The 14,351-nt window shown below is 34.9% G+C and carries 11 protein-coding genes; 4 read left to right on the forward strand and 7 right to left on the reverse strand.

All coding sequences use genetic code 11. The annotated features are described in order from the left end of the window. Positions 1-223: 223 nt before the first annotated feature. The 3 genes from raiA to purM all read right to left on the reverse strand — a co-directional run bounded on the left by raiA (position 224) and on the right by purM (position 2,468). On the reverse strand, positions 224-547 hold the full coding sequence (gene raiA, locus FcAc13_RS02235; protein WP_187754567.1) for a ribosome-associated translation inhibitor RaiA: 324 nt from the start codon (positions 545-547) through the stop codon (positions 224-226). Positions 548-741: 194 nt separating this feature from the next. Further along, a complete protein-coding gene (gene purN / locus FcAc13_RS02240; protein WP_187754568.1) occupies positions 742-1,383 on the reverse strand; it encodes a phosphoribosylglycinamide formyltransferase in 642 nt (213 codons plus the stop codon). 47 nt (positions 1,384-1,430) lie between these two features. After that, positions 1,431-2,468 carry a phosphoribosylformylglycinamidine cyclo-ligase gene (gene purM, locus FcAc13_RS02245; protein WP_187754569.1) on the reverse strand — a complete coding sequence of 346 codons (1,038 nt, stop codon included), beginning with the start codon at positions 2,466-2,468 and terminating at the stop codon, positions 1,431-1,433. A gap of 341 nt (positions 2,469-2,809) precedes the next feature. Here purM and rpsO point away from each other — a divergent pair, with 341 nt between their 5' ends. Beyond that, positions 2,810-3,079, forward strand: a complete 270-nt coding sequence (rpsO, locus tag FcAc13_RS02250) for a 30S ribosomal protein S15 (RefSeq protein ID WP_187754570.1) — start codon at positions 2,810-2,812, stop codon at positions 3,077-3,079. A gap of 616 nt (positions 3,080-3,695) precedes the next feature. Here rpsO and tkt read toward each other — a convergent pair. From tkt to FcAc13_RS02270, 4 genes are all read right to left on the reverse strand, one after another. Continuing rightward, positions 3,696-5,702, reverse strand: coding sequence for a transketolase (gene tkt / locus FcAc13_RS02255; protein ID WP_187754571.1), 2,007 nt, complete (start codon positions 5,700-5,702; stop codon positions 3,696-3,698). Positions 5,703-5,779: 77 nt separating this feature from the next. Then, the gene (tal, locus tag FcAc13_RS02260) at positions 5,780-6,730 is read right to left on the reverse strand and encodes a transaldolase (RefSeq protein WP_187754572.1); all 951 of its coding nucleotides are present in this window, start codon (positions 6,728-6,730) and stop codon (positions 5,780-5,782) included. Positions 6,731-7,298: 568 nt separating this feature from the next. Next, the gene (gene ppa, locus FcAc13_RS02265) at positions 7,299-7,826 is read right to left on the reverse strand and encodes an inorganic diphosphatase (protein ID WP_187754573.1); all 528 of its coding nucleotides are present in this window, start codon (positions 7,824-7,826) and stop codon (positions 7,299-7,301) included. A 1,032-nt stretch (positions 7,827-8,858) separates the two neighbouring features. Then, positions 8,859-10,892 carry an OPT family oligopeptide transporter gene (locus FcAc13_RS02270; RefSeq protein WP_187754574.1) on the reverse strand — a complete coding sequence of 678 codons (2,034 nt, stop codon included), beginning with the start codon at positions 10,890-10,892 and terminating at the stop codon, positions 8,859-8,861. 311 nt (positions 10,893-11,203) lie between these two features. On the opposite strand from FcAc13_RS02270, the gene mazG reads away from it, so the two are divergent. The 3 genes from mazG (at position 11,204) to FcAc13_RS02285 (ending at position 14,236) form a co-directional block, all read left to right on the forward strand. Continuing rightward, entirely contained in the window at positions 11,204-11,986 is a 783-nt protein-coding gene (mazG, locus tag FcAc13_RS02275; protein ID WP_187754833.1) for a nucleoside triphosphate pyrophosphohydrolase, read from the forward strand. A 10-nt stretch (positions 11,987-11,996) separates the two neighbouring features. Next, a complete protein-coding gene (locus FcAc13_RS02280) occupies positions 11,997-12,437 on the forward strand; it encodes a hypothetical protein (protein ID WP_187754575.1) in 441 nt (146 codons plus the stop codon). 176 nt (positions 12,438-12,613) lie between these two features. Next, positions 12,614-14,236: a DUF2813 domain-containing protein gene (locus tag FcAc13_RS02285; RefSeq protein WP_187754576.1), complete on the forward strand. Its 1,623-nt coding sequence runs from the start codon at positions 12,614-12,616 to the stop codon at positions 14,234-14,236. The last annotated feature ends 115 nt before the right edge of the window (positions 14,237-14,351 follow it).

The following is a 14,351-nucleotide window of genomic DNA, read 5'->3' on the forward strand; positions in this document are numbered from 1 at the left end:
TGAAAAAAGTCTATATAAAACATTGTCATTTCTTTTCAAAAAATAACATTATAAATTTAATGTAGATTATCTTGTTACAGTTTATAAAATAGTTAAATATTGTCGGTAAACAATAGCTTATAAATTGAGTTGTTGAAAATAAAGTTACTAAGTAAACATTTTTATGCTGTTAGATAATATTAAGGCATCTTTTGATGCCTTATAAATATCAATGAGAAATGTTTTATTCAGGAACGTAGTTTTTAATACTTTCGGATGCACGTCGAGATTCTGCTTTATGTTGCAGTTTATTGAGCTGTTTTTCAAGTTTGCTAATTAATTCGTTGACAGCAGTATACATATCATCATGTTTTGCCGAAGCTACAAGTGGAGATCCTTTGGTAGTGATAGTGGCATCAACCATGAAACCATCAGGTTCCTTAGATAATATGAAGTGAGGATTAATCAGTTGCGCTCGCCATTTATTGAGTTTAGACATTTTATCTTCAATATAACTTCTGATCGCTGGTGTAATATCCATTTGTTTACTTGTAATATTTAAAGTCATGATTGACCTCCCTTTTTATTATTTAGGAACAAATAACCCTGATTAGATTTACTTATTACATTGGCAAATAATTGACAAAAGGTCAACTGTTCTTTGCCAAATATTTGAATATGCACCTAACATTAATTTTTATAGTACTAAATTTATACAATAATAAAATTATTTAGTTATCAGAACGAAGCAGTTAGCTTAAATTAATCTTCACCATAACCGGCTGATGAGATAAGTTTACCGTCTAAGTAAGCTTTGCCATCTTGCATATTTAAGCGATTATCACAAAACCATTTGACAACTAATGGATAGATTCGATGTTCCTGAGTTAAAACGCGTTCAGTAACATCTTGTTCTGTATCATTATCAAAAATAGGTACTTTAGCTTGCAAAATTATTGGTCCACCATCTAAGTCTTCGGTAACGAAGTGAACGGTGGTACCATGTTCTTTATCTCCTGCTTCGATGGCTCGGCGGTGAGTATGTAATCCAGGATATTTCGGTAATAATGAAGGATGAATATTTAACATCTTACCAGCATAATGTTGAACAAAATCTGTTGTTAGAATACGCATATAACCAGCGAGAACAATCAAATCGGGCTGATAGCAGTCAATTTGTTGTTGTACTTTATCATCAAATTCTTCACGTGAAATAAATGCCTTATGATTGATGACATGACTAGGAATATTTGCCTGTTTAGCGCGAATTAAGCTATAAACATTGGGTTGATTACTTATTACTGCAACCACTTTACCATTTATTTGATTTGATTGGCACGCATCAATAATCGCTTGGAGATTTGAGCCGTTACCAGACACTAATACCACAATTTTTTTTTTCATTTTTTATCCAAAAATAAAGGGCAGGAATTTGCCCCTTACCCATTTTGTTATTCAATAAGCACGCGTTCTGCAGATTGGGATGCTGTTATGTGACCTAATAACCAGGCGGTTTCGCCACTGTTATTAAGTATTGTCAAAGCTTGTTTTACTGATGATTCGGGTAATACAATGATTAAACCTACGCCACAGTTAAAAGTACGATACATTTCATGTGTATCTACATTACCGGCTTGTTGTAACCATTTAAAAATAGCAGGCCATTGCCAACTCTTAGCGTTAATCACTGCTTGGGTATTATTAGGCAGGATGCGTGGGATATTTTCCCAAAATCCACCGCCTGTAATATGTGCAATGGCATGAACGTCAATTTGTGTGAGTAAATTCAGTACAGATTTGACATAGATTTTGGTTGGCGCTAATAGATGATCGGCAAGTGGTTTATTAGTTAGCTGTTCTGTATTGGGATCAACGCCACTCACTTCAAGAATTTTACGCACTAAAGAATAGCCATTGGAATGTGGTCCACTAGATGCTAATGCAATGATAGCATCACCATCTTGAACCTTAGTGCCATCAATGATGTCAGCTTTTTCGACTACACCGACACAAAAACCGGCAATATCATAATCGTTTTTATGATACATACCAGGCATTTCAGCCGTTTCTCCGCCGACTAAGGCACATCCTGCTTGTTGACATCCTTCGGCGATCCCCGTTACCACAGTGGTAGCAACTTCAACATCTAATTTGCCTGTGGCATAATAATCTAAAAAGAATAGCGGTTCAGCGCCCTGAACAATTAAATCATTTACACACATAGCAACCAGATCGATCCCGATAGAATCATGGCGATTTAAGTCCATAGCCAAGCGTAATTTGGTGCCGACACCATCTGTACCAGAAACTAAAATAGGCTGTTTATACTTTTGTGGAATTGCGCACAACGCCCCAAATCCACCTAAACCTCCCATTACTTCTGGGCGAACAGTTTTTTTTACAACGGGTTTAATACGATTAACTAATTCATTGCCGGCATCAATATCAACACCAGCATCTTTATAACTTAGCGGAGTTTTGTGTGACACGGTGAATTTCCTTTCTGGTTAGAGTAAAAAAATTGCCACTATTCTAGCAATGTTATGAATAATAGGCGATAGGTTATTTAGATAATCAGTAAGCGAGCGATTATTGTTAACTATAAAATGTAAACAAGGTGATATCAATAAATTGAAATTTGACCAGCGTAGTCAGTTTTATTGATTGGCTGATTAAAGTCATGGTCGTTTAACTTGCTATTTCACTAAATCAAAGTATAATTAGCAGCCATTCATGAGCAGGTATTTTTATTTGTTGTGAATTTTGTTGGAGTCACTGAATTAGAGATCGGGGCTTCTGTTTTTTTATTAATCTAATATTGAGGTTTTTTATGTCTCTAACTGCTGCAGATAAAGCAAAAATTGTTGCTGATTTTGGTCGTGGAACTAACGATACTGGTTCTACAGAAGTACAAGTTGCTCTTTTAACCGCTCGTATTAATGACTTACAAGGTCACTTTTCTGAGCATAAAAAAGATCACCATAGTCGTCGTGGTTTATTACGTATGGTGTCTAGCCGTCGTAAATTACTTGACTACTTAAAACGTACTGATGTTGAACGTTATAATCAGTTAATTCAAAAATTAGGTTTACGTCGCTAATTTTAAAAAACGCAAGAAGAAAGCCACTTATGAAAAGTGGCTTTTTTTATCACTGGAAATACGTTTATATATTTCTTAATAGTGCATTCGAATATTAAATATTTAATCACCAGAATAAGTCCTTTTCCTTTTGTTGTCTCGATCATATCATTTCTTTTTGTAGATGGAGTAAACATCTATGACGGTGAGTTAGCTGATAAGCTAATACTCTTAAAATAAGGAGGATCATGATAACAAGCCATCAACATTTTATAGCATAATTTGAACATGATATAACTGTACTGATGGTTATGAGAAGATATACAGAAACAAAATGTTAGTATCAATTTTTTATAAAGCGATCATTTACTCGCTGTCATGTTTAATTTTAGCGTCTTTGTTTACATTTATCAGATAGAATTTGTCACTTTGAGGGAGTAAGATTTATTGGATTGTTGCAAGATTATCACTCTGATATTTACCGCATCATAGCTAATGGCTTTATTGACTCAGTAAATTCATTGATTTGGTTACTGACTTCATTTTTTACAAAATCTAAAAAAATGTTCAGTCTATTGACTGAACATTTTGGATATTTTCTTTTTACAAAGAAGTCAGAAATATCTGTAATTAAAATTTACTTCAACAAAGTTTTAGCTTGTGCTAAAACATTATCAACGGTAAAACCAAATTCCTTGAAGAGTAGATCTGCCGGTGCAGATTCCCCAAATGTGGTCATACCAATCACTTTTCCAGTTAGACCGACATATTTATACCAATAGTCTGCAATGCCCGCTTCTATTGCAATACGCTTGGTGACAGCGCTTGGTAGTACTGTTTCTTTATAAACAGAATCTTGTTTATCAAATACATCCGTTGCCGGCATAGAAACAACGCGTACGTTTTTACCTTGCTCAGTTAACTGTTCATAAGCTTCAACGGCAAGTTCAACTTCTGAACCCGTTGCGATCAAGATTAGCTCTGGTGTACCGTTACAATCTTTCAGAATATAACCGCCACGATAGACATTTGCGAGTTGTTCTGCGCTACGATCTTGTTGTTTTAGATTTTGACGGGAGAAAATCAATGCGGTTGGTCCATCTTGTCGTTCAATAGCATATTGCCATGCGATAGCTGATTCTACCTGATCACAAGGACGCCATGTACTCATATTTGGTGTTAAACGTAAACTTGCTGTTTGTTCAACAGGTTGGTGGGTTGGCCCATCTTCTCCTAAGCCAATTGAGTCATGGGTGTAAACAAAAATTGAACGGATTTTCATTAATGCCGCCATTCTTAAAGCATTACGTGCGTACTCCATGAACATTAAGAATGTTGCACCATAAGGCACAAATCCACCATGTAAAGCAATACCATTCATGATAGCAGACATACCAAATTCACGTACACCATAGTGAATATAATTACCATTAGGGTGGGCTAAAATTTCTTTAGAACCAGACCACATGGTTAAGTTACTTGGAGCAAGGTCGGCACTACCGCCTAAGAAGTCTGGTAAAATTTTGCCAAATGCTTCAATGGCATTTTGCGAAGCTTTACGAGTAGCAATAGTTGCTGGATTAGCCTGTAAATGTTCGACAAATGCTTTAGCTTCTTGTTGCCAATTCTGTGGTAATTGATTAGCTGTACGACGTTTAAATTCTTTGGCTAGTTCAGGATATACTTTTTCATAAGATGCAAAACGAGCATTCCATTCATCTTCTGACTTTTGACCTTTTGATTTTGCATCCCATGCCGCGTAATATTGTTCAGGGATTTCAAATGGTGCATATTGCCAACCTAGATTTTTACGTGTTGCTTCAATTTCCGCGTCACCCAATGGTGAACCATGGCAATCGTGTCCACCCGCTTTATTTGGAGAACCAAAACCAATCACGGTTTTACACATTAATAATGATGGTTTATCAGTGACTGCTTGTGCTTGTTCAATTGCTAATTTAATTGCATTGGCATCATGGCCGTCAATATCTCGGACGACATGCCAACCATAGGCTTCAAAACGCTTAGCTGTATCATCAGCAAACCAACCTTCGATATGACCATCAATAGAAATACCATTTTCATCATACAATGCGATAAGTTTACCTAATTTTAAAGTACCAGCCAGTGAACACGCTTCGTGAGAAATACCTTCCATTAAACAACCATCACCGACAAACGTATAGGTAAAGTGGTCTACGATTTCATGCCCTGGTTGATTAAATTGTGCTGCTAAGGTTTTTTCTGCTATCGCCATACCGACCGCATTAGTAATACCTTGTCCCAGTGGACCAGTTGTTGTTTCGACACCAACAGTATAACCATATTCAGGGTGTCCTGGCGTTTTGGAGTGTAATTGGCGGAAGTTTTTAATATCATCAATTGTTAAATCATAACCGCTTAAATGCAATAAGCTATAGATCAACATTGAACCATGCCCATTGGATAAAACAAAACGGTCACGGTCGACCCAATTAGGATTACCAGGATTATGTTTCAGAAAACCTCGCCACAAAACTTCAGCAATATCTGCCATACCCATAGGGGCGCCGGGATGTCCTGATTTGGCTTTTTGTACGCCATCCATACTCAATGCGCGAATAGCATTAGCTAACTCACGATGAGATAACGTGGTTGTATTCATGTTCTATTATCTCCAACAATATCAATTTTATAAGGGATAGAATTATCTATAAATTAATCAATGTCATATGAGATTGATTACAGTAATTTTGCTAGCATATCTTCCAGTTTTCCTTGATCAACGGCAAAAGCACGAATACCTTCAGCCAATTTTTCAACCGCCATTGCATCAAGGTTATGTTGCCATCTAAATTCTGCTTCAGTCATTGCCGCTGGTCGACTAGCTTGTGGTTGATTTGGATTCAATTTACGCTCAACTGGTGCTGTAGAATTTTGCATTTCCGTTAGTAAATTAGGTGCAATCGTTAAACGGTCACAACCAGCTAATGCTAAAATTTGTTCCACTTTACGGAAACTTGCTCCCATCACAATGGTTTTATAATCATGCTGTTTGTAGTAATCGTAAATGTTACGTACTGAAATGACACCGGGATCTTGATCGGCATTGTAGTTGGCAATAGGTTGTTTGGCTTGATACCAATCATAAATACGTCCTACAAATGGCGAGATTAAAAAGACATTTGCTTCAGCACAAGCGCGTGCTTGGGCAAACGAAAATAATAACGTTAGATTACAATTGATCCCTTCTTTTTCAAGCTCTTCAGCAGCACGAATACCTTCCCAGGTAGAGGCTAATTTAATTAAAATTCGCGATTTATCAATGCCTTTTTGTTGATATAGCTGAATTAATTTACGTGCTTTTTCAATACATTTTTGGCGGTCAAAAGAGAGTCTGGCATCGACTTCCGTGGAAATGCGTCCTGGTACATATTTTAATATTTCGACACCAATATTGACGGCGACTTGATCACTGGCATTAATCAATTGCTCTTCTTTTGAACCTCCAAGTTGTTTTGCTGTTTGTATAGCTGATTCAATTAAATGCTTATATTGTGGTAATTGTGCGGCTTTAAGCACTAATGATGGGTTAGTTGTGGCATCTTCCGGGGAAAATTGCTTGATTGAATCGATATCGCCAGTATCGGCTACAACAACAGTAAACTTTTTGAATTCTTCTAATTGACTCATATGCCTGTCCTCAAAATAAATGTATGTTTTAACATTATAAGCGAGCTTATTATAGTGATGTCGTATTTGAATAATACTATAATAATTGTTAATGATGTTTTATTATTAAACCAATATTTATTGATTTTATTTGTAAAATGAAACGATAATATTTTTCGTTAAGGATTAGATTTTTCATTAGATATTGATTTTATTCTACTAATAAAACTGTCATGCCATTATTATTTCATAATTAAAAATTATAGTGTCAGTAACTCAATCTGAACAGTTTTCATCCCTATTCTATGATGTTTTTACTTTTTATTTACTTATTGCTAATAAAAAAGGTAACAAACATTAATTTCAAAAGAAAATGTTATCGTTATATTTATCTTATATAGTCGTATTCTACTCTTAATTTATATTTAATAACGTTGCATCTATCACATAATTGTTAACTTTTTGTGTAATATTGGGTTGAATTACTAAATGTTTTATTTAATAGCTTAATAAATGTCTAAGAAGAGTTTAAAATAAAAAGCCTTGCTATTTAGCTAAATAGCAAGGTGATAAAATCTAAACAAGTTAATTATTTTTTCGCGCGTTCGAATGATTCTAAAATTTCTTTACGAGCGGCATCGGCATTATCCCAACCATCTACTTTAACCCATTTTCCTGATTCAAGATCCTTGTAATGTTCAAAGAAATGTTTAATCTGTGCTTTTAATAATTCAGGTAAATCATTAACATCTTTGATATGATCATATTCTTTAGAAAGTTTAGTATGTGGAACGGCAATTAATTTTGCATCCTGACCGGCTTCATCCGTCATTTTTAATACGCCAACTGGGCGACAACGAATTACTGAACCTGGTTGTAAAGGATATGGTGTCGGTACAAGTACATCAACTGGATCACCGTCAAGAGATAAAGTATGGTTAATGTAACCATAGTTACAAGGGTAAAACATAGCCGTAGACATAAAGCGATCAACAAAAACCGCACCACTTTCTTTATCAACTTCATATTTGATTGGATCAGCATTAGCTGGAATTTCAATTACTACATAAATATCATCAGGTAGAGATTTACCTGCAGGCACATTTAAAAGACCCATTTTATTATCCTTAGATTTGCTTGGTAAAAGTTGGCATATTATATACTGATTCTGGTTAAGTTTGTACTTTTTGATTGTTAGTGAAGATGAGTTTAAGGGAATGTTTTTGTCATGAATATTATTGGATTATGTGATCATTACTTGGTTAGCTTTTTTTAAAAAAGATGATGTTTATATGGGCATTAATGGCTGAAGTGTAGTACTTAATATCTTACTAGTCGCCGAGTCAAGAATAGGCAAGCTCTCAATGTTCCTTGTTAGCGGCGGGGGCAAATTGGTCTCTAGGTGATTACTTTTCGCTATTGTCTGGTTCAAACGTGCTAACCTTCCGCTGTTGACAATACTTTGTAAGTCGTAGAACCATATCAAAATTTTTATCTTGACGTATTAATATACTTTAATTATATAAAATAATTACTATATATAAAATCAATTAGTTATATAGTGTTAATTAACCTCATATCGACACAGCAGAATGACGTATCCAAAAGGTATTCGTATAAAAAATTACCAATTACATAAGCATCGAAAGCAATATATTGTGCCGTTATAATAAGGACGAAAAAAATAGCAGGTAAAGTTAGAAAGCAATCAGTGCATGTTAGTTAAATTACAAGGTATCCAAAAATTCTATTACTAATGTGTTTATTGAGATAAATTTAAATAATAATATAATCAATAAATTATAACCCTTTCAAAAAAGGGTTTTTAATTCCCAAATTGCAGTTTGCCTCTTTATGCATAAAGTTTATGTTTTGTTCACTGTCGTATAGCAATAACAGTAAAATACATCATAATTTATGATGTGTTTTTTGTTTTTATTTATCTGGTTGAAACATCAGAATCTGAAGTTTTCTTTAAAAACTTGAGCGAAGTAATTGAGGCACTATATTTTAGTGCCTTATTTTGATATAAAAATTAATAAATATACAATTTCCTTAAGTAAATATTACTAATGGTTTGACTAGATTTTATAAGACCATAAAAATACCTTAAGCTAAAATGATCTGAAAAGTTGCTTTATTAATAATCTTATATCACTCGATTTTTTATTGCCGATAAAGCACGACGAATAAATGCGATGCATATCACAATAAAGATCGTTAATCCCAAAAATTGTTCAACCACACTCGTATGATTACCGAAAATAGCCTGCATAAAATGCGTTAAAGCTAATGGTGAACTATCGTTATCACTTGAGCTACTAATAACAATCACAATAGCTAAAATAACGCCAACTAGGGTTTCACCGACAATTAATCCTGAGGCGATGAGCGCACCTTTTTGTTCAACCTTGCGTTCATGTTGTGGATTATGGCTGATTTTGTTGGCTTGACGACGCACAAACCATGAAATTAAGGCGCCTATAAAAATAGGGGTAATAATTAATGGTGGTAAATAAATTCCCATCCCAACGGCAAGTGCTGGTAGGCGAAATTTACTTTTAGTTAATCCAAGGCATAAATCAATAACAATAATCACTGCACCAATTGCAATGCCAATTAAGATCATGGTCCATTCCATTTGATCAGTAAAAATTCCTTTGGCGATGGTAGCAACTAGAGTGGCTTGCGGGGCAGCTAAAATTTGTTTTGGATCCATATTTGCTCGTGGAGTAGCGCCACTGAATCCATAAGCATGGTAGAGAATATCTAACACTGGGGCTATGACAATTGCGCCAATGACGACACCAATTAACAATGCAATTTGTTGGCGCCATGGTGTAGCTTTGACGAGGTATCCAGTTTTTAAATCTTGTAAATTATCATTAGATATGGTGGCAACAGCTAATACTGCACTAGTAGTGAACAGTGCTAAAGCGGTAATAAAGTGTGAACCTTCTACGGTATTTAACATGCCATTGATTTCGCCTAAGCCAAGAAATAATAAAGCTATGACGGTAATCGCAATAATACTAATTCCCGAAATTGGGCTAGCAGAAGAACCAACTAACCCCGCCATATAACCACAAGCTGCGGCAATCAAAAAACCCATAAAAAAAGCAAATAACACTGAGCTGATGACTAATGTCCAGGCAATACCGGCTGATAATCCACTATCAGCAATAAAGGAATAAAAGGTAAAAAACAAAATCACCAACATACTAGCCATAATGATTAAAATCGTTTTTGGCGACAAATCTTGTTCTGTCCGTTCGATTTTTTGATGGTGTTTTTCAGATTTTAGTGAAGTTAACGAACTTTTTAATCCTTGATATACTGGTTTGATTAAGGTTAATAACGTCCAGATCGCAGCAATCGAAATGGTACCAGCACCGATAAATCGCAGATCTTTTGACCATAAATCCATTGCAACATTCATTAATGAGGCATCAGTTGGATAATCTGTTAAGGAACTTAAAATTGGAATGGCAAAACACCATGAAATGATATTACCGATTAAAATAGCAATTCCTGACATAATACCAACTAAATAGCCAGCACTTAATAATGCTAAAGAAAAACCAAGAGGGATTTGAAAAATTGATTTTCCGTAACTAAACCAATAAGCTGTACCATCAGCAATCACTTTAAAACCGTTGGTTAATAAACTAACGCCAGCAGCAATGGTTCCACCAAATATTATATCTTTCAAACCTTCATTATCCGCTTTAGCAACTTGATGATTATCGACATCACTGCCGGCTTTTAAGATTTCTGCGGCAGCCACACCTTCCGGAAAAGGGAGATCACTTTGTACTACCATGACTTGTCGTAACGGGATTGTAAATAAAACGCCAAGCATACCGCCAGAAGCACAAATAGCAAAGGTCAGCCAAAAAGGAAAGCTCTGCCAGTAACCGACCATTAATAATGCCGGTAAAATAAAAATCATGGATGATAGAGTACCTGCCGCAGAAGCTTGCGTTTGTACCATATTATTTTCAAGAATCGAGGAACCAGGGAAAAAGCGTAATACCGCCATTGAAATTACCGCAGCCGGAATAGCAGAAGAGATGGTTAAACCCACCTTCAGCCCCAAATAAATATTTGATGCAGTAAAAATGACTGTAATAAAAGCTCCTAAGATCATGCCTCTTAGGGTAAGTTCTCGTAAATTATGCATAAGTTTATATCAATATCAATAAGTTAAGTTAATTAGTATACTATAATTTTTTCTTCGTGAAAAACAACATGAGTTCGTGTATTTCTGTTGTGAAATTAGATTTAATATAATTATTGATTAATAATCAATATATTACAATTTATTGTTGTTACTGTTGAGGGAGTATTATTTTTATATTTAGTGAGAAATTTGTCTTTTAAACATTAATCATGTTACAAAATAATGATATTTGTTGATCGAGAATTCGGTTAATCTCGAATTTTTAGTCGCTATCAGTATAATAGCTTTTTAACAGCCATTTTTGAGAGGCTATTGTGCAATCCATTGAAAAATTAATTGCAATAATGAAGCAATTGCGTGACCCTGCGACGGGATGTGAATGGGATCGGATTCAGACATTTGATTCGATCAAATCTTGTACTTTGGAGGAAACTTACGAGGTTTTGGATGCGATTGAACATAAAAATTATGCCGAACTTAAAAAAGAGTTAGGGGATTTACTGTTCCAAATAGTCTTTTATTCTGAATTAGCTGATGAACAAAACTTATTTAATTTTAATGATGTATGTCAGGCAATCAGTCACAAATTAATTCAACGTCACCCTCATATTTTTACGGATAATAAACAAAAAATTGCCTGGGAAACATTGAAACAGCAAGAACGTAATCATAAACAACAGTTTTCAATTCTCGATGATATTCCGGCGTCAATGCCAGCATTAATGCGAGCTGAAAAAGTGCAAAAACGCTGTGCTGCGGTGGGTTTCGATTGGGATAACTTAGCACCAGTAATTGAAAAGGTGCAAGAGGAGTTAGATGAAGTTATCACTGAAGTACAACGCACGCCACCAATACAGCAAAATATTGAGGAAGAAGTTGGTGATTTATTATTTGCAACTGTTAATCTAGCTCGTCATTTAGGTTTGCGTTCGGAATTCACATTACAACGAGCAATCGGTAAATTCACGCAGCGCTTTAAACAGGTTGAAGCGCATATACAAAATCGTCATCAATCATTAAGTGATGTTTCACTTGAAGAGATGGAACAGATTTGGCAACAAATTAAGCAACGAGAAAAGCAGAATATAACTTAAGAGGTATTTTATGTCGTTAGAAAATAATGAACTTTATCAGGAAATTCAAGCATGGGCGCAAAATGCCGTATTTAATAGTCCCACCTGGAGTATCAATCAATTAGATTACTCGGAAAAAAGTATCAGTGTCATTGAAGTGATTTTAAGTGAATTAGCAGAAAAAAATTTAATATTATCTGAAGAACAGGTCACAATGATTACGCAAGAGTATGGCTGCTATTTATTGTTAACGGCGTATAAATTATACGGTGGAGAATTTTTTTGGAATAGCGATAATGATCAGCCAATGTTGATTGTTGGTGAACCTGAAGCGACGATTGTATTATTGACATGGCAAAAGGTTCGAGGCCGATTATTGGGAGATAAAGCTGATCATATTGCTTATTTTATGGAACAGTTTGGTAAAGAAGCAACGCATCCTGAGGCAGGTAAGCAATTAATCTTTATGTAATGGCTGAAAATTCATTATGCAGTATTACGTTACGCAGTATTTGATTAAATACATTATTGTTTCGTTTTAATTACATGTAGTTATACACTTAAATACATATTAAAAGGTATTTGTACAATTTCCATTAAGTTAGCTATGATATAGGCTTATATTATATTGAAAATAAGGCAACTTTAATGTATTTATCTGAAGTTTATATAAATGGTTTTAAAGGTATAAAACAGTTGACCTTAGCGTTGAATAAAGATGCGAATGTCATGATTGGTGAAAATCAATGGGGGCGTTCAAGTTTAATTAGTGCTTTAATGTTATTATCATTGGATAATTTATTTTATCAGTTTACCGAAAGTGATTTTTTCGATGATGAGCATTATCAGCCAAATACTGCAACTGTACGTTTTATTTTTACCGAATTGGCTGATCATGAATTAGATACGCCAGCTTATCAAGCATTAAATGCTATTGCCTATCAAACAATGGATAAGCATAAATCTATTACTTATCTTATTGAAGCAACTAAGGTAGAAAATGCCATTGTTACCAAACATGAATTATTAGATCAATATGGTAAGGTAATGACTCATGTTAATCAGCAAGATTTGATTACACAATTAATTAATCTTCATCCAGTGATGCGATTAAAAAATCCAGTTGATGATAGCTGTTTACCTGTTACCAATCAGCCACTTTCTGATTATTATGTTAAGCAATTAGCAATGCAATTATCAGAGCGTGCTCAGCAGTTTTCTGCTGATGATTTAACCAAAAGTTTAGCAGCAGCAAAAGCATTGTTTGAATATTATTTAGCTTATGATCCTTCACGCTTACGTTACAAGAAGCAATTTTGCCAATCACCAGCTAGTAATCAAGCTTGGGATTCTTTAGCTCGGCTAAATAATATACTTGATGATCTCGATGATCATTATACCCGAACAATGTTACTCGGCATTTTTGGATCTTTATTTCTGGCGCAAGAAGGGAAGCAATTAAACCAACAAGCTACACCAATAATGATCCTTGAGGAACCAGAAAGTCAATTACACCCGATTATTTTATCGGTTGGATTTCGGTTACTAAAAAATTTTCCCGCGCAAAAGTTTATTACCACTAATTCAAGTGATTTAGTGTCATTATTTTCATTAAACCATATTTATCATCTTATCCGTAAACCATCAGGTATTATTGCTATGCATACTGGTGAACACGGATTAAGTCGTGATGACAATCGTAAAATTTTATTTCATATTCTATATCGTCGGGCATCAGCAGTGTTTGCGCGTTGTTGGTTACTTGTAGAAGGTGAAACGGAAGTTTGGCTATTAAGAGAACTTGCCGAACTCAGTGGTTATCATCTCAACACTGAAGGTATACAATTGATTGAGTTTGCTCAATGTGGACTAAAACCGTTAATCCGTTATGCGAATAAAATGGGTATTCATTGGTATGTGATCACTGATGGTGATGCGGCAGGCAAAAAATATGCCGATACGGTGCGCACACTATGCCCAGAAGGAAGTGATATTCATCAGTTTTTGACAATATTGCCAGCACGGGATATCGAAAATTTTCTATTTGAACATGGATTTAGTCATGTTTACAAACAGATTGGTTTTAACACTACTGAGCATATTGATATGCCAGTTAATCGTATTGTTCATAAAGCAATACGCAAAAGTTCTAAACCGGATTTAGCGATTGCAATATGCGATGATGTCAGAAAGCGAGGCATGCAAACAATTCCTCATTTACTCACCCATACCTTTGCTAAAGTTATCCGTTCGGCTAAACAATTTTATTAACACGAGCACTTAAAAATAAAATTATTTGATTGTGGCTATAGATCGGTTCTGTTATACTACGCTCCCGTCTTGTTGATAATAATGTCTTGGTTAATTTCGTATGTATATCGTTTAA

Source organism: Frischella japonica, from assembly GCF_014489845.1.
GTDB classification, from domain to species: Bacteria; Pseudomonadota; Gammaproteobacteria; order Enterobacterales; family Orbaceae; genus Frischella; species Frischella japonica.